Origin of the sequence: Variovorax sp. KK3, from assembly GCF_001984055.1 — a bacterium.
GTDB lineage: Bacteria > Pseudomonadota > Gammaproteobacteria > Burkholderiales > Burkholderiaceae_C > Variovorax.
Window position 1 is genome coordinate 1 of sequence record NZ_LYVO01000070.1, and the last position, 20,266, is coordinate 20,266.

Sequence of the window (20,266 nt, forward strand, 5' to 3'; positions counted from 1 at the left end):
TCGCTTCGCCAACCCCCTCACCGGGGGCGACACCAGCGGCCCGGCAAAGCCGGTTCCGCGGTGTCTCTGGCCTCACGCCATCAGCGGCGGCCCGCGTTCCGTGCCATGTGCACCTGGTGCAGCGTGATCTTGCGCACCTCGGCCTGGCTGGTCTCGATGTGCGCACGCAGCAACATGGCCGCCTGGTCGCCGCGGTTGGCGCGCACCGCCTTCAGGATCTTCGCGTGCTCGTCGTAGGTGGCGTCGATGCGCGGCTGCTGGGTGAAGTCGAGGCGCCGGATGATGCGGATGCGGTCGGTCACGTCGCGGTGCACACGGGCCATCTCGGCATTGCCGGCGGCGGCGACCAGCGAGCAATGAAAGGCTTCGTCCCACTGCGCGACCTGGACGCCATCGGCGCTGCGCTGCGCCACGGGCACGAGCCAGGTGTCGACCAGGCTGTCCAGCAGCCGGCGGTCGATGCGCCGATCGCTCTCGCACAAGCGGTGCACGGCGGTGGTCTCGAGCACCATGCGCAGGTCGTACATCTGCTCGAACTGATCGAAGTCGAAGGGCAGCACGCGCCAGCCGCTGCGGAACAGCACCTCGACGTAGCCCTCCTGCTGCAGCCGAAAGAGCGCCTGGCGCACCGGCGTGCGCGAGACGCCGAGCCGCTCGCTGATCTCGTTCTCGGTGAAGCGGTCGCCCGGCACCAGGCTGAACTCGGCGACGTCGCGCTTGAGCTGCGCGTAGACCTCGTCTGCGCGGGTGCGAAAAGCGGCTTCTTCGGCGGCGGGTCGGGTCTTGACGGTGTTGGGCACGGGAAAGATGTTAGCCCTCCAGCGCCGCGAGCAAGCTGGCGCTCGGCGCGGTCCAGCCCACGATCGCGCCCTGGGCGCTGATCATCTCCAGCGTCGCGGCCTTGAAGGCGGGGAAGTAGCTCTCGGTGCAGTCCTCCAGCAGCAGGCCGTCGTAGCCGCGGTCGTTGGCCTCTCGCATGCTGGTCTGCACGCAGACCTCGGTGGTCACGCCCATGAAGATCAGGCCGCGGATGCCGCGCCGCTGCAGTTCGCTTTGCAGGTGGGTGGCGTAGAAGGCGCCCTTGCCCGGCTTGTCGATGACGATCTCGCCGTCGATGGGTGCGAGCGCGTCGATGATCTGGTTGCCGGGCTCGCCTGCAATCAGGATGCGGCCCATCGGCCCCTCGTCGCCGATCCGCAGTGTCGGCGCGCCGCGGTTGCGCTTGGCGGGCGGGCAGTCGGCCAGGTCGGGCCGATGCGCCTCGCGCGTGTGGACGACCAGTCCGCCTTTGCTGCGCCAGGCTTCGAGCACGGCCCGGGCGGCAGGGATGATGGCCTGCAGCAGCGACACGTCGTTGCCCAGCGTTTCGCCAAACCCACCGGGTTCGACGAAGTCGCGCTGCATGTCGATGATGACCAGGGCGCTTCGCTCGAGCTGGAACTCGAAAGGGAAAGGATTCGCATCGAGCTTCATCAATGGTGCCCTCCGCCCATGTGCCCGCCCAGCACGTGCCGTTCCGCATCTTCCGCAGCCGTCTCGTAGACCACCTTGCCCTCGCTCATCACCACGATCCGGTCGGCCATCTCGAGCAGTTCGTCCAGATCCTCGCTGACCAGCAGCACCGCACCGCCGCGCGCGCGCACCTGCCGGATGCGCCCATGGATCTCCGCCACTGCCGCGAAGTCCAGGCCGAACACCGGGTTGGCCGCGATCAGCACGTTGATGTCGCCGGCCAACTCGCGCGCCAGCACCGCGCGCTGCACGTTGCCGCCCGAGAGGCTGCCGATCGGTGCGCCCTCGCCGCGCGTCTTGATGCCGTACTCGGCGATCCATTCGCGCGCGCGGCGCCGCCAGACACCGAAGGCGAGCACGCCGGCGCGGGCGAGCGGCGGCTGGTCGAAGTCGCGCAGCGCCATGTTCTCGGCCACGCTCAGGTTGCCGACGCAGGCGTTGCGCAATGGCTCCTCCGGCAGGCTGCGCACCTTGAGCCGGCGATTCTCGTCGCGGCGCGCCGCATAGGGCTCGCCCATCACCTCGACCTCGCCGGCCAGCCGCGGCCGCTGGCCGACCAGGGCCTCGACCAGTTCCCGCTGCCCGTTGCCCGACACGCCCGCCACACCGAGGATTTCGCCCGCGCGCACGCCGAGGCTCAGGTCGTGCACCGCCAGCGTTCCGCGATCGCCTTGCGCGCGCAGGCCCTGCACGCGCAGCGCCACCGGCGCATCGGCCGCGATTGACGGCCGGGCCGCATCGGCGGCCGCCGTGTCGCCCTCCGGCGGGGGCGGTGGCTCGCCTTCCCCCATCATCGCGGCGGCGAGGCGGGCCGGGTCGGTCTGGTCCACGCGGCAGTGGTGCACCGCCTTGCCCCGGCGCAGCACGGTCACGTTGTCGGCGTAGGCCGTCACCTCGCGAAACTTGTGCGTGATGATGAGCACCGAGCACAGTCCGCTGCGTGCGAAGGCACGCACGTGGCCCAGCACCTCGTCCGCTTCCTGCGGCGTGAGCACCGAGGTGGGCTCGTCGAGGATCAGCAGGCGCGGCTTCAGGTAGAGCTGCTTGAGCAGTTCGAGCTTCTGCTTCTCGCCGGCCGCCAGCGCCGCGGGGCGGAGGTCCAGGTCCAGCCGGAAGGGCGTGGTCGCGAGAAAGTCCTCCAGCTCGGCGCGCTGCCGCTTCCAGTCGATCACGGCCGGCGTGCGGCCGCCGGCCAGCAGCAGGTTCTCGGCCACCGTCATGCCCGGCGCCAGCGTGAAATGCTGGTAGACCATGCCGATGCCGAGCGCACGCGCCACCACCGGATTGGCGATCTCCTGCTCGCGCCCGTCGATCAGGATGCTGCCTTCCTCCGCACGCTGGAAGCCGGCCACGCACTTGACCAGCGTGCTCTTGCCGGCGCCGTTCTCGCCCAGCAGCGCATGCACGCTGCCGGGCTCGACGCACATGCTGACGCTGTCGAGCGCGGTGAAGTCGCCGAAGCGCTTGGTCAGGTGATAGGTGTCGAGCGCGAGCGCGCCGGTGCCGGCCGGCAGCGCGCCGATGGGTGTTTCGGAAGCATCGGCCATGAGATGGGCTCCCCTACATCGCGGCCAGCGCTTCGAGCAGCGCGGCCGAGGTGGCGTGCGCGCCGAACACGCCGCCCTGCATGGTGATCATCTTCAGCGCGGCGAGATGGTTGCCGTGGTCGGTGGCTGCCGTGCAGTCCGACAGCAGCAGGCATTCGAAGCCGCGGTCGTTGGCGTCGCGCATCGTGGTGTGCACGCAGACGTCGGTGGTGATGCCCGCGAGGATGAGGTTCTCGATGCCGCGCGTGCGCAGCACCAGTTCGAGGTCGGTGGCGTAGAACGAGCCCTTGCCGGGCTTGTCGATCACCACCTCGTCTGGCAGCGGCGCCAGCGCCGGAATGATGTCCCACCCCGGCTCGCCGCGCACGAGGATGCGGCCGCACGGCCCCGCGTCGCCGATGCCCACGCCGCCGGAGCCGATCTGGCGCGAGCGCCAGCGCTTGTTGGCCGGCAGGTCGGCCAGGTCCGGCCGGTGGCCTTCGCGCGTGTGGATGATGTGGAAGCCCAGCGCCCGCATCCGCGCCATCGTCCGGGCGATGGGCTCGATCGGCGCCTGCACCAGCGTCAGGTCGTAGCCCATCACGTCGACGTAGCCGCCCTTGCCGCAGAAGTCGGTCTGCATGTCGATGACGATCAGCGCGGTGTTGTCGGGCCGCAGCGCGCCGTTGTAGGGCCAGGCGTAGGGGTCGGCGGAGACGAAGCGTTCAGCGGTACTCATGGTGTCGGCTCATCGGGTGGAAGACAGCTCGCCCGGGCTGCCGGCAGCCACGCTGCCCGGCTTGCAGGTGAGCACCAGGATCAGCAGCGTGAGCAGGTAGGGCACCGTGTTGAACAGGTGATAGCCCCAGCCCAAGCCGACGGATTGCAGTGCCGGGCCGAGCGCGCCGGCACCGCCGAAGAGCAGCGCCGCGCCGATGCAGCGCAGCGGGCTCCAGCGCGCGAAGATCACCAGTGCCACCGCGATCAGGCCCTGCCCGCTCGAGATGCCTTCGTTCCAGCTGCCGGGGTAGAACAGCGTGAGCGAGGATCCCCCGAGTCCCGCGATGAAGCCGCCGGCGGTGGTCGCCGCGATGCGCAGCCCCGCCACCGAATAGCCGAGCGCGCGCGTGGCATTGGCCGAATCGCCCGCCATGCGAACCAGGAGCCCGATGCGCGTGTGCGCGAAGGCCCACCACATGGCGATGGCCAGCACGATGCCCACCGGCACCAGCGCGTTGACCTGCAGCGCCGCGCGCACCACCGGGTTGTCGCTCCAGTCGCCCAGCGGAATTGCAGGCAGCTGCGGCGCCTGCGGCTGGATCAGCGGCTTGCCCAGGTAGAAGGCCAGCCCGGTGCCGAAGAGCATCAGCGCGATGCCGGTGGCGACGTCGTTGACGCGATCGAGCGAGCACAGCAACCCATGCAAGAGCGCCAGCAGCGCACCGGCCGTGGCACCGATGAGCACGCCCAGCCAGGCCGAGCCCGTGAGCCAGGCTCCCCCGAACGAGGCCATGGCCGAGAGCACCAGCACGCCTTCGAGCCCGAGGTTGATGCGGCCCGATTTCTCGGTGAGGCATTCGCCCAGGCTCACGAACAGAAAGGGCACACCGACGCGCAGCGCACCGCCGACGATGCCTGCCACGAAAGCGATCCACGGGTCCATCGTCATATGGGCTCCTTGCGCAGCTGCGGCTCGGGCGCGGCCGGCGCGCGGCTCTTCAGAAGCTGCTTCCAGTCGACCATGCGCAACCCTTCGCTCGCGAGGATGAGCACGAAGGCCAGGCCCTGCAGCACCAGCACCGAGGCATCGGGCAGGCCCAGCCGCCGCTGCAGCAGGCTGCCCGCGGCGCCGAAGCCGCCGAACAGGATGGCCACGGGAATCACCGCCACCGGGTTGTGGCGCGCGATGAAGGACACCAGGATGCCCGCGTAGCCGTAGCCCGCGATGATCGACGCGTTGGCGTTGGTGTGGACGGCCGCGACCTCGACCGCGCCGGCCACGCCAGCGCAAGCGCCGCCGATGCCGCAAGCCGCCAGGATCAGCCGGTTGGCGGGCAGCCCCACCAGCTGCGCCGTGCGCGGGTTGCCGCCGACCACCCGCACCGCGAAGCCGGACGCGGTGGCGCGCAACCACAGCCCCGAGACCAGGCACGCGACGATGCCGATCGCGAGGCCCCAATGCACGTCCGAGCCACCGATGCCGCCGATCGCCAAGCCTTCGGCCAGCGAGCGCGTGGCCGGCTTGTTCAGGCTGGCCGGATCGCGCAGTACGCCTTCGACCAGGTGCTTGAACACGCCGATCGCGACGTAGGCCAGCAGCAGGCTGCTGATGGTCTCGTTGATGCCGCGGTACTGCCGCAGCCAGCCGGCCAGCGCGATCCAGAGCGCGCCCGCGATCGCGCCGGCGATGCACAGCGCGAGCGAACCGATCGCGTTGCCCGGCAGCGGCAGCACATAGGGCAAGGCCGCGCAGGCCAGGCCGCCGAGCACCAGCGCGCCTTCGCCGCCGATGATGACCAGGCCCGCACGCGCCGGGATGGCCACGCACAACGCCGTCAGCATCAGCGGCGCCGCGCGCTGCAACGTGTTCTGCCACGAGAACCAGTCGCCGAAGGCCCCCTTGAACAGGATGATCCAGGTCTCCACCGGGCTCGCACCGGCGAACCAGACGAAGACGCCGAACAGCAGCAGCGCCGCCGCGATGGCGAACACGGGCAGCAGGGCTTCCTTCAGTGCGTTGGGCATGGCAGAGAACCGAAGATGCCGGCCGCCGCCGGGCCGCCCCAAGGCGGCCGGGCCTCCCCCTCGGGGGGTGGAGTTACAGGAGCGCAGCGAGTGAAAAGCCGGGGGGCAGTCATGTTCAGCCGACTGAGCCTACGACACCCTCGACGAGGTAGTTCATCTTTTCCAGCTCGAGATCGGTCTGCTTCAACGCCTTGCCAGCCGGGATGACCACCGCGCCCTTGTTGTCCTTTAGCCCGCCCTGGAAGATGTCGAAGCTGCCCGCCAGCATCCTGGCCTTGACGTCCTCGGCGTTCTTCTTCGCCGCGTCGCTGACCATCGGGCCGTAGGCCGACATCTTCACGTAGCCTTCCTTGAGCCCGCCGCGCAGGAAGTTGGGATGCGGCTTGCCGGCTTGCGCCGCCTCGACGATGGTCTTGTAGGCCGTGAGCCAGTTCCATTCGGCGCCGGTCAGGTAGGCGTTGGGCGCCAGCTTGGCCTGGCTCGCGTGGTAGCCGCAGACCATCTTGCCGCGCTTGGACGCGGTCTCCACCACCACCTTGGGGCCGTCCACGTGCATGGTGAAGACGTCGCAGCCCTGGTCGGCCAGGCTGTTGGTGGCCTCGGCCTCCTTCACCGCCATCGACCAGTCGCCGGTGAAGATCACGCTGCAGGTGATGCCCGGCTTGACCGAACGCGCGCCCAGCGTGAAGGCGTTGATGTTGCGCAGCACCTGCGGAATGGGCTTGGCCGCGACGAAGGCGATCTTGTTGCTCTTCGTCATGTGGCCGGCCACCACGCCGTTCAGGAACTGGCATTCGTCGATGTAGCCGAAGAAGCTGCCCACGTTCTTCGGATGCTTGCCCTCGGCCCACAGGCCGCCGCAGTGCGAGAAGCGCACGTCGGGGTTCTTGGGCGCGAGCGCGAGGATGTGCGGATCGAAGTAACCGAAGGACGTGGGGAACAGCAGCTTCGCGCCGTCCTGCGCGATCATGCCGGTCATCGTCTTCTGCACGGCCGCGGTCTCGGGCACGTTCTCTTCTTCCACCACCTTGATGCCGGGCAGCTTCTTGATTTCGGCCGCGGCCTGGGCGTGCGCCTGGTTGTAGCCGTAGTCGTCGCGCGGGCCGACGTAGATCACGCCGACGGTCAGGGGCTTCTGCGCGGCGGCCAGCGCGCTCCAGCCGCCCAGCGTGGAGGCGGAGGCGAGCGCGGCGAGGGACTTGAGGGAATCACGTCGGTTGAACTGGCTCATGGTGTGCTCCGGGTAGTGGAAGGAGATCAGGGGGTCGGTGAATCGATGAGGCTCACGTGCGCGGCCACCACGCGCCAGCCGTCGCCGGTACGCATCCAGGTCTGGCTCTGGCGTCCGGTCTTCGTGCTGCCTTCGCGGCGGAACTCGCAGTCGGCGGTCGCGAAGTCGCGGCCGTAGGTGGTGATGACGGTGCGCAGCAGCACGCGCGCCAGCCCCTGCGCCGGCCGCGCCGCGCGAAAGGCCTGGATGGCCGCATAGCCGTAGAGGTTCTCGGTGGCGCCGTAGCGCAGCGTGTGCGGGCTGTTCCAGAACAGTTCGTCGAGCACCTCGACCTGGTTGTGGACCAGCGCGTCCTCGTAGCGCGCGAACACGGCTTCGACTTCGGCCCGCACGTCGGGCAGGTTGATGGCGAGCGAGGTCATGGCGTCGTCCTTCATGCGAGCCTCGCGACCGGCGCCTGCACCGCGCCGGCGGATTCGAGTTCGGCCGCCACGCGCAGCACCAGGTCTTCACGCCAGGGCGCGCCGATGATCTGCACGCCGATGGGCATGCTGTCGTGCGCACCCCACACCGGCACCGCGCATACGGGCAGGCCGATGCACGAGATGGGCTGGGTCAGCACGCCCATGCTGGGGCGCAACGGCATGCGCTTGCCCTGCAGTTCGAGCCACTCGGCGCCGATCGGCGTCGCGGCGCAGGGCGTGGCGGCCGCGAGCAGGATGTCGAAGCGCTCGAACACGCGCGACACCTGCGCGGCATAGAGCCGCCGCACGCGCTGCGCACGCGCCACCCAGGCGGCCGGCAGCAGCGCGCCGGCCAGGAAGCGGTCGCGCGACAGCGGCTCGAAGTCCTGCGGCCGCGTGCGCAGGTCGTTCAGGTGCAATGCGGCGCCTTCCGAATTGGTGATCAGGAAGGCGGCAGCGCGCCCGGCCTCGACCAGCGGAAGCTCCACCGTGCGGCTCGCGCCGAGCGCCTGCGCCACCGCGTCGACGGCCGCCAGCGCCTCGGGCATCGCCTGCTGGCGGAACCAGCCGCCGAGCACGCCGATGCGCAGGCTCTGTGCGCCGCGCGACAGCGTGTGCGTCACGGGCTCGACCTCGCGCTGCGCGCAGCCGGCATCGATCGGGCCGAAGCGCTCCGGGCCCTGCATCGCGTCGTAGGCCAGCGCGAGGTCGCGTGCGGTGCGCGCGAAGGGGCCGAGGTGGTCGAGGCTGGAGACGAAGGGGTAGCTGCCGGTGCGCGGCAGCCGGCCGAAGGTGGGCTTGAGCCCGAACACGCCGTTGAGCGAAGCCGGCACGCGGATCGAGCCGTTGGTGTCGGAGCCCAGCGTCAGCGGCACCTGGCCCGCCGCGACGGCCGCACCCGAACCGCCGGACGACCCGCCGGCGATGCGGTCGAGGTCGTGCGGATTGTGCGTCGCGCCCGCGTGGCTGTTCTCGGTGGTGAAGCCGTAGGCGTACTCGTCCATGTTGAGCGCACCGACCAGCACCGCGCCGGCACTCTCCAGCCGGCGCACCAGCGTGGCATCGCCACGCGCCGGCTCGCGCTCAGCCTCGATCTTCGAGCCGGCCAGGGTCGGCAGGCCTGCGATGTCGAACAGGTTCTTGACCGCGAACGGAACGCCGAGCAGCGGCAGTTCGCGCGTGCGCACGCCGTGCGCGGAGGCCAGCGACCCATCGACCTGTGCCGCACGGCGCAGCGCGCGGTCGCGGACCACGCTGGTGAAGGCGTTGACGCGGCCTTCGGTGGCGGCGATACGCTCCAGGCTGGCCTGCACCAGCGCGACCGCGCTCACGGCGCCCGAGCGCACCGCCTGCGCCATCGCGGCGGCGTCTTTCAGCAGCAGGTCGGCCGGCGTCATTCCTGCGGCTCCGTGGGCACCACCGGCACGAAGTGCACGGCGCTTTCATCGTGCATGTCGAGCGGCACGGCATCGACCACGGCGGCGAACTCGGCCGCCAGCGCGAAATAGCGCAGCACGCCAGGGCGATGGTCGGAGCGCAGACGCAGGTCCAGCGCGGCCGCGGCGGCATCGACGTAGCTTTCGATCGGGGCAGGCTTCATGGCGCGCGGCATGGTGTTCAGCGTCGGACTTCGCGCTGGAAAATCTCCAGGCTCTGCTTCTTGGTGGCGACGAAGCTCGGCGCGCTCAAGGTTTCGACGGTGCGCGGCCGGGCGTCGCCGTAGCTGAGGATTTCGGCCACGCGCGTGGGCCGCTTGGTGAGCAGCAGCACCTGGTCGGCCAGGTACACCGCTTCCTCCAGGTCGTGCGACACCAGCAGCATGGTGGTGCCGGTCTGCATGAAGACCTCCTGCAGCTTCTCGCGGATGAAGAGCGTCATCTCGAAGTCGAGCGCCGAGAAGGGCTCGTCGAGGAACAGCACCTCCGGCCCGGGGGCCAGCGCGCGCATGATCGACGCGGTCTGCTGCTGGCCGCCCGAGAGTTCGTAGGGGTAGCGGTTCAGGTCGAACTTGACGTCGAAGGAGGCCACCAGCTCCGCCATGCGGCGATCGACCTCGGCCTTCGTACGGCCTTCGAGCTTCAGCGGATAGGCGATGTTGTCGATGGTGCGCATCCACGGGAACATCGCCTCGCGATAGTTCTGGAACACGTAGCCGATCTTGGTGTCCTTGAGCGATTTGCCGTCGAACAGGATCTCGCCCGAGTCGATGGGGATGAGCCCCGCGATCATGTTGATCAGCGTCGACTTGCCGCAGCCGTTGGGCCCGAAGACCGACACGATGCGACCCTTGGGAATGTCGAGGTCGAAGTTCTCGTACAGCGGCCAGCCGGCGAAGTACTTGGTCAGGCCGCGGATGGTGATGTGCGTGCCGGCCGGGCCGGGTTGGAACGCGGGCTTGGGCACGTCGGCATAGACGGGGCCGTTGATCACGGTGTCGGTGGCGGCTCTCATCGTCCGCTCCAGTGCACGATGCGGCGTTCGGCCATCAGGAAAAGGATGTTCAACGCGTAACCCAAGGCACCGGCCGCGAGGATGGCGGCGTACATGCTCTTCACGTTGAGCACCTGCTGCGCGTTGATGATGCGGTTGCCCAGGCCCGAATCAGCGCCGATGAACATCTCGGCGACGATCACGATCACGAGCGCCATCGACACCGCCGAGCGCAGGCCGACGAAGCTGGGCTGCAGGCTCTCCCACACCAGCACGTCGCGAAAAGTCTGCCAGCGCGTGGCGCCCATCACCTTGGCTGCCATCACGCGCTGCTTGCGCGCGTTGATCACGCCGTAGGCGCTGTTGAACACCACGATCAGCATCGCGCCGAAGGCCGCGATGGCCACCTTGTTGACGTCCGAGGTGCCGAAGATCATCAGGAACAGCGGGATCAAAGCCGAGCTGGGCGTCGAGCGGAAGAAGTCGATCAGGAACTCCACGCTGCGGTAGGCCTTCTCGTTGCTGCCCAGCAGCACGCCGAGGGGCACGCCGACGATGGCCGCGATGAGGAAGGCCTGCGCCGTGCGCCACACCGTGATCGCGAAGTCGGCGAGCAGCGGTCCGCCGGCGAGGCCGGTGATGAGCGTGCTGACGGTATCGGCCGGGGCGGGCAGCAGGATGGGTTTGATGAAGCCCAGCCGCACCACCAGGTCCCAGATGATGAACAGGGCCACCGGTCCGATGGCGGGCAGCAGGCGCTGCGCCAAGGGTGTCTTGGGGATCGCGCCCGCCGTGGCGGCAGGGGGTGCCCACGGCGTGCCGGAGGCGGTGGTCGTCGCGTCGGCCATGATGGTCAGCCCCTGTAGATGAGGCCGTCCACCACGACCTTCTTTTCGAAGATCCCCTTGTCGGTGAACAGGTCGTAGAACTTCTGGAAGTAGGCCAGGTCGCTGGGCTTGAACTCGTTGTAGAGCATGTAGGAAGCCAGCGGCACTTCGGCCGTGAGCGCGCCCTCGATGGCGGTGTAGCCCTTCATGTGCTGACGCGCGTCCTCGGGCTTGCTGCGCACCAGCTCGACGCCGCGCGCATAGGCGGCGACGTACTTCTTCGCCGCGTCGGGGTTCTTCTTGATGAACTCGGTCGTCAGGCTGGCGGCGCCGCCGTGCCACGGCGCCATCGGGTCGCCGAGGATGTAGCGCGCGACCACGCCGGCCTCGAGCACGCGCGTGGTGCCGTTGAGGCGGCCGACGGTGCCGGTGGGCTCGAGCGTGTAGCAGGCATCGACCTGGCCCGCGGCGAGCGCGGCCACGTGCTGGCCGATCGGCAGTTCGGACACCGATGCGCCGGTCGCGCCCGCGCGTTCGAGCATGGTCTTGCACAGCGTCACGTTCTGGATGCCGGGGCCCGAGGCCACCTTCTTTCCCTTGAGCTCGGCCATGGCCTTGATGGGGCTGTCCTTGGCGACGATGAACTCGTCGAGCACGAACTTGGCGTTGCTCGGGTTGGTGCAGAAGATCTTGAACAGGCCGGGCTGCGCGATCTCGCCGATGGCCAGGTTGGCCGAGCCGGTGCCATTGGAGCTGCCGTCCGAGCGGCTCGAGAGCATGGCCTCCATCACCTGCTGCGCGCCGGCGAACTTGAGCGGCTCGACGTCGAGGCCGGCTTCCTTGAAATAGCCGCGGTCCACGGCCGCGAAGAAGGGCAGGCCCGCCGCCACCGGCCAATAGCCGACGCGGATCTTGGGCGCGGCCTGGGCCAGCACCGCAGGCGCGGCCAGCACGGCGAGGCCGGCCGCACCGGCCTGCAGCACGCGTCGCCGCGAGCTGCCCGGGTTCGATGAGGAAATGCGCATTCGGAAACTCCTTGTCATGCCTTGCGTGATTCGATGAAGCGGCGCCAGCCGCCCAGGTGCGTGATGTCCTCGGCGCCTTCGGTGGCGAGGCCTTCGCACAGGAAGCCCTGCACCTGGCTGCCGTCCGCGAGCTGCAGCGTGCCGATGCCCAGGGGCGACGGGATCAGCGCGACGAAGCTGCCGTAGTGCGCGAGCGGCATCTGCCAGATCTCGACGGCGATCGCCGCGCCTTCCGACGGTGCGACGCGCACCAGGCCGGGCTTGGGCGGCACGGTGCCGGGCAATGCGTAGAGGCGGTAATGCGGCGCCGTGCTGGTCTGCGAGAGGAGCGTGGCGCCGCGCTCGGTCAACTGGCCGTTCAGCGGCATGCCCGACAGGTGCGCGCCCACCACGGCGAGGCGGATGGCGGGCGCCTCGGCCTGCGTCGGCAGCGTCTCGACCGGCGGCAGCGGGCGGCCGGTCGCGCCTTGCGTGAGCCCGGTGGCGTGATGGAAACGCTGGCCCAGTTCGGCGAGCTGCAGGTCGCTGCCGCAGCGGCCGATGAGCGTCACGCCGAAGGGCAGTCCGTCGTCGCGCAGGCCGGAGGGCACCGACAGCGCCGCGTAGTCGAGCAGATTGACGAAGTTGGTGTACTCGCCGAGGTTGCGGTTGAGCACCACCGGCGCGGCACGCATCGCGTCGACGGTGTAATGCGCGGGCGCGGTGGGCACGAGCAGCAGGTCGATGTCGTCCCACATCGCATCGGCGCGCTGTGCCAGCGCCTGGAGGCGGATGCGCGCATCGACGTAGTCGGCGGCGCTGTAGCGGCGGCCGGCGGCCAGGATGCCGCGCACCGGCTCGACGACCTGGTCTTCCTTGCCGTCGACGAAGCTGCGCACGGCGGCGTAGCGCTCGGCCACCAGGGCGCTGTCGTACAGCAGCGCTGCGGCCTCGGCCAGGGGCGTGTAATCGATCGGCACGGCCGTACCGCCCAGCGCCTCCATCTGCCGCACGGCATGCGTGAACGCAGCCTGCGACAGCGAGTCGCCGAAGAAGCGCGGCGCGCTCGGCAGGCCGAAGCGGAAGCGCGCGGGCAAGGGCTGCGCCTTCAACGACAGGCGACGCGAGTAAGGGTCCGCGGCATCGAAGCCCATGGCCGCCTGCAGCACGCGCCATGCCAGGCCCACCGTCGTCGCGAAGATCGACACGCAGTCCACGCTCTGCGCAGCCGGTACCACGCCGCGCGCGCTGATCAATCCGCGCGAGGGCTTGAGGCCGACGATGTTGTTGAGACCGGCCGGCACGCGGCCGGAGCCTGCGGTGTCGGTGCCGAGCGCGAAGTCGACCTCGCCGGTGGCCACCGCGAAGGCCGAGCCCGAACTCGAGCCGCCCGAGACGTAGCGCTCATCGAAGCTGTTGGGCACGGCGCCGTAGGGCGAGCGCGTGCCGTTGAGGCCGCAGGCGAACTGGTCGAGGTTGGTCTTGCCGGCCAGGCTCGCACCGGCATCGAGCAGGCGCTGCACCACATGGGCGTGGGCTGCAGGCGTGCGCGCGAAGGCCGGGCAGGCGGCAGTGGTGGGCACACCGGCCACGTCGATGTTGTCCTTGGCGGCGAAGCGCAGGCCGGCCAGTGCGCCTTGCGCCGCACCGGCGAGCAGCGGTTCGAGGCGGGTGATCCACGCGTTGGCCGCCGCGGCGGGCGGCTCTTTCTTCAGCGCCTCGCTGCGATACGAGGCTGTGGCTTCGTGCACCATCGTCAAGCATCCTGTCTTGTGTACAAGATGTGATGCAAGCGGCGTGCCAAGCTTTTCTGGCGCGCTGGTGCAGGGTCGACCTCTTATGAATACTGGCGCCTCATCGCCTCATCGCCTCATCCGCGACATCGCGATGGTCAACGCTTCGATCAGCTACCCCGTGTCGACTGCGGCTGCACTCATCGACGCGCAGCGCCCGGTGATGGCGCGTGCCACGTCTTCCGGCGAGATCACGGTGAGATGCAGGCCACCCAGTGCCGATGCGGCCGCCGAGCCTGCGTCGTCCACCAGAACGTCGACCCGCCCGAACACGGCCTGCGCCTCGTCGATGAAGTTCTGTACGCTGGCCGGCCGCTCGACGTCGAGCGACTGGTAGTGCACGGTGCCACCGGCCTCGGCGATTTCGCGCGCCAGCGCATGGAGCCGGCCGATGCCTGGCGCGCCCAGCATGACGCGGGCGCCGCGCCCGGCCAGCAGCCTGGCGGTGGCCTCGCCGATGCCGCTGCCGGCCCCGGTGATGGCGATGACTTTGTCTTGGATTCCCGACATGGTCCGTTCCTTGTTGAATCACCCGCGGCGCACGTGCCGCGGGCGGGACCGAAGTCTAGGAACGCAAAGGCCGCAGGCGGTAGTCGATTCGAGGACGCTTCTTGCCCGATCCTGCAAACACGCTGCGCCACCGGCTGTCGGCCGACGTCAGCGCGCGTGTCGACATGGTTCGCGTGCGTCAGGCCTGCTCGCGCAGCCGCTGCCGGTCGCGGCCCGGCGGCGCGCCGAACAGGCGCGCGTATTCGCGGCTGAACTGCGAAGGGCTTTCGTAGCCCACGCGGTGGCAGGCGGTGGCCGCGTCGAGCGTTTCGCTGAGCATCAACCGACGCGCCTCCTGCAGCCGCAGCTGCTTCTGGAACTGCAGGGGGCTCATGGCGGTGACGGCTCGGAAGTGGTGGTGCAGCGACGACGCGCTCATGTGCACCTCTCGCGCGATCTCCTCGATGCGCAGCGGCCGCGCGAAGTGCTGCTTGAGCCAGCCGATCGCATGGGCGATGCGATGCGCATGGGTGCCGGCGGTGGCGATCTGCGCCAGCCGCGGGCCCTGCTCGCTGCGCAGCAGGCGGTAGAGGATCTCTCGCTCGGCCAGCGGAGCCAGCGCGCCGATGTCCTCGGGCGTGGCCAGCAGCCGCACCAGGCGCAGGGTGGCGTCGAGCAGCGCCGGCGTGCTGCGCGCGAGGAAGAGGCCGCGCACCTCGTCGGCGGCCGGGGCGGCTGCAGCCGGCGTGCCGGTCTGCAGCATGAGCGAGGCGATTTCGCCGGGGTCGAGGTCCAGGCGCAGGCAGAGGTAGGGTGCCTCGGGCGTCGCCTCGACGATCTGGCCCATGACGGGCAGGTCGACCGACACCACCAGGTGGCAGGACGCGTCGTAGCGATAGACCTCGTCGCGCAGCATGACCTGCTTGGCGCCCTGCACGATGATGCACAGCGCAGGCTGGTGCAGGCCGGGAAGGGGCTCGCTGGGGCGCGACTGGCGCACGAGCAGCAGTCGTTCGATCGGCGTCGTGTGGATGCCGTCGGCGCGCGTGAAGCGGTCGACCAGCGCGGCGAGTTCGGCGATGGGTCCGATGGCGGCGGGAGCTCGGTCCATGGGCGTGTTCCGTTTCAGCCGCGTTTGGCGGCGCGATAGAGGCTGTCGACCTTTGGCACGTTGGCCTTGAGCTTGGCGATGCGGTCGGTGCCGCTCGGGTGGGTCGACAGGAAGCTCAGGCCGCCCTGGTTCTTGGAGGCCTGCGCCATCTTGTTCCACAGCGAGATCGAGGCCTCGGGGTCGTAGCCGGCGCGGGCCGCAAGTTCGAGCCCGACCAGGTCGGCATCGGTCTCGTCGCTGCGGCTGAACTTGAGGGTGAGCAGTTGCGTGCCCGCGCGCGCGGCCAGGTCGCCGGCCTGCCCCAGGCCCAGCAGCTGCGCGCCGATCGACAGCGCAGCGCCGGTGCCGGCGCTCTTGGCGAGGCGGGCGCGCGCGTGCTCGCGCAGCGCATGCGCCATCTCGTGGCCCATGACCATGGCGACTTCGTCGTCGGTGAGCTTGAGCTGGTCGAGGATGCCGGTGAAGAAGGCGATCTTGCCGCCCGGCAGGCAGAAGGCGTTGATCTGCTTGCTGCCGATCAGGTTGATCTCCCACTTCCAGCGCGCGGCACGTTCATTCCACTGCGCGGTGAAGGGAATGAGGCGCGCCGCGATGGCGCGCAGGCGCTGCAGTTGCGGATTGTCGGGACCGGCCAGCGCGCCCTTGGCCTTGGCCTGCGCCAGCAGCTCGCCGTATTGCTGCACGCCGGCCTGCTCGATGTTCTCGGCCGGCACCAGGTTGCGTGCGACCGAGGACTTGCCCACCTCCACTTGTGCGAAGGTCACCGGCGCCGCGGCGGCCGCTGCAGCTGCGATCAGGAACGCACGGCGACGCTGCCATGGAGAGCGAGGGGGGCATTGCAGGCACATGCGGGAATAATAAGAGAGCCTCCATCGCTTTCCTTCATGTCCGCATCCCCGGCCGAGTCCGATCCCCCTGCCCTGCCCTGGCGCGATGCGCTCAAGGTCTACCTCGAACCCGCGACCCTGCGCATGCTGGCGCTGGGCTTCTCCGCGGGCCTGCCGCTGCTGCTGGTGCTGGGCACCCTGAGCTTCCGGCTGCGCGAGGCCGGCATCGACCGCACCACCATCGGCTACCTCAGCTGGGTCGGCCTGGCCTACGGATTCAAGTGGGTGTGGGCACCGCTGGTCGACCGCCTGCCGGTGCCGCCGCTGACCACCTTGCTGGGCCGGCGGCGCGGATGGTTGCTGCTGGCGCAGCTGCTGGTGATCGCGGGCCTGGTGGGCATGGCGTTCAACGATCCGCGCGCCGGGCTCGCACCGCTGATCTGGTGCGCGCTGCTGGTGGCTTTCGGCTCGGCCACGCAGGACATCGCACTGGACGCCTTTCGCATCGAATCGGCGGCCACGCGCAAGCAGGCGGCCCTGGCGGCGGCCTACCAGACCGGGTATCGGCTGGCCATGATCTGGGCCGGCGCCGGCGTGCTCTGGATCGCGGCGTGGGCCGAGATCGCCGGCAGCGCCGGCTACCAGAACGGTGCCTGGAAAGCCGCCTATCTGGCGATGGCCGCATCGATGGCGATCGGCGTCATCACGGTGCTGCTGTCGCCCGAGCCCGCGCGCGTGGCACTGCCCAAGGCGAAGAACATGGGCGAGTGGCTCGAAAGCGCGCTGATCGAGCCATTCGCCGATTTCTTCAGGCGCTACCGCTGGCAGGCGGCGCTGATCCTGGCGCTGATCGCCATCTACCGGATCAGCGACGTGGTGATGGGCATCATGGCCAACCCTTTCTACGTGGACATGGGCTTCACCAAGGACGAGGTCGCCACCGTCAGCAAGATCTACGGCGTGGTCATGACCCTGGTCGGCGCCTTCGTCGGAGGCGTGCTGTCGATGCGCCTGGGCGTGATGCGTGTGCTGATGCTGGGTGCGGTGCTCAGTGCGGCCAGCAACCTGCTGTTCGCCGCGCTGGCGACGCGCGGGCACGACCTGACGGCACTGGTGCTGGTGGTGTCGGCCGACAACCTGGCCGGCGGCATCGCCTCGGCGGCCTTCATCGCCTACCTGTCGAGCCTGACCAACGTGAGCTATTCGGCGACCCAGTACGCGCTGTTCAGCTCGCTGATGCTGTTGCTGCCGAAGTTCATCGCCGGGTACTCGGGGGCTTTTGTCGACGCTTACGGATATCACGCCTTCTTCGTCGGGACGGCGGCCCTGGGAGTGCCGGTGTTGCTGCTGGTGGCACTTGCAGCGAAAAAGGCACCGGCGCAGCGGACGACAGTCGGAGCCAAAACGGCGCCATAATGGCGCCGTTTTGGAGATCGATACCATGGCCACGTTATCCATCAAGGACGTCCCGGACGACCTTGCCGAACGACTACGACAGCGCGCGTCGCGCAACCACCGCTCGCTGCAGGGCGAGCTGATGGCAATCATCCAACAGGCCATGCAGCCGGCGCAGTCGGCGCTGCAACCCGCGCCGGCGCCCGAAGTCGTCGGCGTGGGCTTTGGCGGCCTGCCGATCCTTCGCAACGGCAGCAAGTCGCTCGAGCAGCTGGCGGCCGAGCACCGTGAGCGATTTCCGCAACCCGTCGACAAAGGGCCCTACGCGGTCGACATCATTCGCTCGGAGCGCGACGCACGATGAGCGCGCCGTCCTCCGCCCTCTACGTCGCCGAGCCCCCAGCGGTCTTCGCGTTGCGGCCGCCCATGGTGGTCGACTGCAGTGCGCTGAGCGCGGTGCTGTTCGACGAGCCCACGCGCGACGAGGCACTGGCACGGCTGTTCGGCCATCGCTTGCATGCACCCAACCTGCTCGGTCACGAGATTTCGAGCGTCGCCCTCAAGAAACGTCGCTTCGACTGGCCGCACGAACTGCTGTCGCAAGCGCTGGCCGACTACTCGGCGCTCGACATCTCGCTGCATGCGGTCGACCCGCTGGCCCAATACGAGCTGGCAGCTCGTTATGAGCTTTCTGCCTACGACGCCGGCTACCTCTGGCTGGCCGCCGAACTCAAGGCACCGCTCGCGACCTTCGACCGCCGGCTCGCCGAGGCCGCACAGGCGCACCTGGGTTCCTTGTCCTGACGGCGCCGTAGGACATTCACGGCACCGTCGAAGCTGATCCAGCTGTTAGTCTTTCAACGTATCTACGTCGCATCTCACGTCCTTTTCAATCTGCCGTGCCGCCCTCCCGCATTCCACCCCTCCAGATCAGCGCCTTCACCGCAACCTCGGCCGTCGGCGTCGGCAAGGAAGCCCTCGCCGCCGCGCTCGCCCAGTCGAAAAGCGGCCTGCGCGCCAACGACTTCGGCGCCGAGCCGCTGCCCACCTGGATCGGCCGCGTCGACGGCCTCGAAGAAACCAGCCTGCCGGAAGACCTGGCGCACTGGGACTGCCGCAACAACCGCCTGGCCTGGCTGGGCCTGCAGGCCGACGGATTTCTCGAGGCGGTGGCCGCGGCGCGCCAACGCCACGGGCCGGCGCGCATCGCCCTGATCCTCGGCACCTCGACCTCGAGCATCGGCGAGACCGAACTGGCCTACACGCAGCTCACCGCCGACGGCCGCTTTCCCGACGAGCAGCGGCGGCCGAAGGTGCATACGCCCCATTCGCTCGCGATGTTCGTGCAGGAAGCGCTGGGCCTCGAAGGGCCGGTCGAAACCCTGTCGACGGCTTGCTCGTCCAGCGCCAAGGTGTTCGCCTCGGCCGAGCGCCTGATCCGCCTGGGCCTGGTCGACGCGGCCGTGGTGGGTGGTGTCGACACGCTGTGCGGCAGCGTGCTCTTCGGCTTCAACTCGCTCGAACTGGTGTCGCCCCAACCCTGCCGCCCCTTCGATGCCGAGCGCAACGGCATCAGCCTGGGCGAGGCCGCGGGCTTCGCGCTGCTCGAACGCGGCCGCGGCCGGCTGGAGCTGCTGGGCTACGGCGAGGCCAGCGACGCCCACCACATGTCCACGCCGCATCCCGAAGGCCTGGGCGCCGAGCGCGCACTGGACGACGCGCTGGCACGCGCCGGCCTCACGCCCGACGCGATCGACTACATCAACATGCACGGCACCGCCAGCAGCAAGAACGACGAGGTCGAGGGCGCGCTGGTGGCGCGCCGCTTCCCGCCCGGCACGCACGCCAGCTCGACCAAGGGCTTCACCGGCCACACGCTGGGCGCGGCCGGCATTGTCGAGGCCGTGATCAGCCTGCTCGCGATCGAGCGGGGCCTGCTGCCGGGCACCGTCAACACCACCGTGCCCGACCCGGGCTGCGGGCCGCAAATCCGGCTGCAGCCGGCGCAGGGCGAGGTGCGCCATGCGCTTTCGAACTCCTTCGGGTTCGGCGGCAACAACTGTTCGCTGGTGTTCGGCAAGGGGGTCGCGGCATGAGCACAGCCAGGCCGACCCCCACGCTGTACATCGAGGGCCCAGCCTTCTGGTCGCCCGCCTTGCCGGGCTGGGAAACGGCCCGTGCCGTGTTCCGCGGCCAGGGCCAGCCGGCCGACCCGCCCGCCAGGCGCCCGTCGCCGCAGCTGCTGGCACCCGCCGAACGCCGGCGTGCGCCCGACACCGTCGCCCTGGCGCTCGAAGTCTCGTCCGCGGCCATCGCCGCGTCGGGCCGCGACGCCAAGGATCTGCCCTGCGTGTTCGCTTCGGCCCATGGCGACCTGGGCATCAACGACTACATGTGCGGCACCTTGGCGGCCGACCCCAAGCTGCTGTCGCCGATCAAGTTCCACAACTCGGTGCACAACGCGGCCGTCGGCTACTGGACCATCGGCACCGGCTGCAATGCCGCGAGCAATTCGCTGACCGCCTACGGCCACACCTTCGCGGCCGGCCTGCTCGAAGCGGCGGCGCAGTGTGCGGCCGATGGGCAGGCGGTGCTGCTGGCCGGCTTCGACATCCCGTCCGTGGGCGCGCTGGGCACGGTGATCGACAGCCGCGAGCTGCTGGCGGTGGCCGTCGTGGTGGCGCCCGAACGCACCGCGCGCACGGTGGCCGCCTTCGACTGGTCGCTCGCGGCCGGCACGCCGGCGACGCCACGCGCGTTGACGCCCGCCTCGGAGGCGCTCGCGTCCAACGCGATGGCCGACGCCCTGCCCTTCTTCGAGGCCCTCGCGCGCAGCGAGGCCGGGCCGCTGGACCTGCCGCTGGGCGACCGCCTGGCGCTGCGGTTGCAGCTCACACCACAAGGCTGACCAC

22 protein-coding genes are annotated in these 20,266 nt (G+C 69.7%); 5 read left to right on the forward strand and 17 right to left on the reverse strand.

All coding sequences use genetic code 11. The annotated features are described in order from the left end of the window. Positions 1–80 precede the first annotated feature (80 nt). From B0W80_RS26035 to B0W80_RS26115, 17 genes are all read right to left on the reverse strand, one after another. Entirely contained in the window at positions 81–800 is a 720-nt protein-coding gene (locus B0W80_RS26035; protein ID WP_143684792.1) for a GntR family transcriptional regulator, read from the reverse strand. A 10-nt stretch (positions 801–810) separates the two neighbouring features. Beyond that, on the reverse strand, positions 811–1,473 hold the full coding sequence (locus B0W80_RS26040; RefSeq protein WP_077002061.1) for a cysteine hydrolase family protein: 663 nt from the start codon (positions 1,471–1,473) through the stop codon (positions 811–813). After that, positions 1,473–3,059, reverse strand: a complete 1,587-nt coding sequence (locus B0W80_RS26045) for an ABC transporter ATP-binding protein (RefSeq protein WP_077002062.1) — start codon at positions 3,057–3,059, stop codon at positions 1,473–1,475. Before B0W80_RS26045 ends, B0W80_RS26040 begins: the two co-directional genes overlap by 1 nt. Positions 3,060–3,072: 13 nt before the next feature. Next, a complete protein-coding gene (locus B0W80_RS26050; protein ID WP_077002063.1) occupies positions 3,073–3,777 on the reverse strand; it encodes a cysteine hydrolase family protein in 705 nt (234 codons plus the stop codon). A 9-nt stretch (positions 3,778–3,786) separates the two neighbouring features. Then, positions 3,787–4,707, reverse strand: a complete 921-nt coding sequence (locus B0W80_RS26055; RefSeq protein ID WP_077002064.1) for an ABC transporter permease — start codon at positions 4,705–4,707, stop codon at positions 3,787–3,789. Beyond that, entirely contained in the window at positions 4,704–5,783 is a 1,080-nt protein-coding gene (locus B0W80_RS26060) for an ABC transporter permease (protein ID WP_077002065.1), read from the reverse strand. The genes B0W80_RS26055 and B0W80_RS26060 overlap by 4 nt, the downstream gene beginning before the upstream one ends. Before the next feature lie 115 nt (positions 5,784–5,898). Next, complete coding sequence (locus B0W80_RS26065; RefSeq protein ID WP_077002066.1) at positions 5,899–7,014, reverse strand: BMP family ABC transporter substrate-binding protein; 1,116 nt, start codon at positions 7,012–7,014, stop codon at positions 5,899–5,901. A 26-nt stretch (positions 7,015–7,040) separates the two neighbouring features. Then, positions 7,041–7,436 carry an oxalurate catabolism protein HpxZ gene (gene hpxZ, locus B0W80_RS26070; protein ID WP_077002099.1) on the reverse strand — a complete coding sequence of 132 codons (396 nt, stop codon included), beginning with the start codon at positions 7,434–7,436 and terminating at the stop codon, positions 7,041–7,043. Positions 7,437–7,447: 11 nt separating this feature from the next. Beyond that, positions 7,448–8,875, reverse strand: a complete 1,428-nt coding sequence (locus B0W80_RS26075; protein WP_077002067.1) for an AtzE family amidohydrolase — start codon at positions 8,873–8,875, stop codon at positions 7,448–7,450. Then, positions 8,872–9,078, reverse strand: coding sequence for an AtzG-like protein (locus B0W80_RS26080; RefSeq protein ID WP_179107029.1), 207 nt, complete (start codon positions 9,076–9,078; stop codon positions 8,872–8,874). Before B0W80_RS26080 ends, B0W80_RS26075 begins: the two co-directional genes overlap by 4 nt. Positions 9,079–9,095: 17 nt before the next feature. Continuing rightward, positions 9,096–9,929, reverse strand: coding sequence for an ABC transporter ATP-binding protein (locus B0W80_RS26085; RefSeq protein ID WP_077002069.1), 834 nt, complete (start codon positions 9,927–9,929; stop codon positions 9,096–9,098). Beyond that, positions 9,926–10,756, reverse strand: coding sequence for an ABC transporter permease (locus B0W80_RS26090; RefSeq protein ID WP_077002070.1), 831 nt, complete (start codon positions 10,754–10,756; stop codon positions 9,926–9,928). The genes B0W80_RS26085 and B0W80_RS26090 overlap by 4 nt, the downstream gene beginning before the upstream one ends. Before the next feature lie 5 nt (positions 10,757–10,761). Continuing rightward, a complete protein-coding gene (locus tag B0W80_RS26095; RefSeq protein ID WP_077002071.1) occupies positions 10,762–11,760 on the reverse strand; it encodes an ABC transporter substrate-binding protein in 999 nt (332 codons plus the stop codon). Positions 11,761–11,774: 14 nt separating this feature from the next. Further along, positions 11,775–13,493, reverse strand: coding sequence for an allophanate hydrolase (atzF, locus tag B0W80_RS26100; RefSeq protein WP_077002072.1), 1,719 nt, complete (start codon positions 13,491–13,493; stop codon positions 11,775–11,777). Between the two features lie 153 nt (positions 13,494–13,646). Further along, a complete protein-coding gene (locus B0W80_RS26105) occupies positions 13,647–14,042 on the reverse strand; it encodes an SDR family NAD(P)-dependent oxidoreductase (protein WP_077002073.1) in 396 nt (131 codons plus the stop codon). Positions 14,043–14,220: 178 nt separating this feature from the next. Beyond that, on the reverse strand, positions 14,221–15,132 hold the full coding sequence (locus tag B0W80_RS26110) for an AraC family transcriptional regulator (RefSeq protein WP_077002074.1): 912 nt from the start codon (positions 15,130–15,132) through the stop codon (positions 14,221–14,223). Positions 15,133–15,146: 14 nt separating this feature from the next. Further along, on the reverse strand, positions 15,147–15,980 hold the full coding sequence (locus B0W80_RS26115) for a M48 family metallopeptidase (RefSeq protein ID WP_077002075.1): 834 nt from the start codon (positions 15,978–15,980) through the stop codon (positions 15,147–15,149). Between the two features lie 36 nt (positions 15,981–16,016). Here B0W80_RS26115 and B0W80_RS26120 point away from each other — a divergent pair, with 36 nt between their 5' ends. The 5 genes from B0W80_RS26120 (at position 16,017) to B0W80_RS26140 (ending at position 20,262) form a co-directional block, all read left to right on the forward strand. After that, positions 16,017–17,375 carry an MFS transporter gene (locus B0W80_RS26120; protein WP_077002076.1) on the forward strand — a complete coding sequence of 453 codons (1,359 nt, stop codon included), beginning with the start codon at positions 16,017–16,019 and terminating at the stop codon, positions 17,373–17,375. Positions 17,376–17,385: 10 nt separating this feature from the next. Further along, positions 17,386–17,718, forward strand: a complete 333-nt coding sequence (locus B0W80_RS26125; protein WP_218668951.1) for an Arc family DNA-binding protein — start codon at positions 17,386–17,388, stop codon at positions 17,716–17,718. Next, positions 17,715–18,158 (forward strand): type II toxin-antitoxin system VapC family toxin, encoded by a 444-nt coding sequence (locus tag B0W80_RS26130; RefSeq protein WP_083745647.1) that lies wholly within the window; start codon positions 17,715–17,717, stop codon positions 18,156–18,158. The genes B0W80_RS26125 and B0W80_RS26130 overlap by 4 nt, the downstream gene beginning before the upstream one ends. A gap of 95 nt (positions 18,159–18,253) precedes the next feature. Continuing rightward, positions 18,254–19,450, forward strand: coding sequence for a beta-ketoacyl-[acyl-carrier-protein] synthase family protein (locus tag B0W80_RS26135; protein ID WP_256856691.1), 1,197 nt, complete (start codon positions 18,254–18,256; stop codon positions 19,448–19,450). Further along, the gene (locus B0W80_RS26140; RefSeq protein WP_077002078.1) at positions 19,447–20,262 is read left to right on the forward strand and encodes a beta-ketoacyl synthase chain length factor; all 816 of its coding nucleotides are present in this window, start codon (positions 19,447–19,449) and stop codon (positions 20,260–20,262) included. Before B0W80_RS26135 ends, B0W80_RS26140 begins: the two co-directional genes overlap by 4 nt. Positions 20,263–20,266 lie beyond the last annotated feature (4 nt).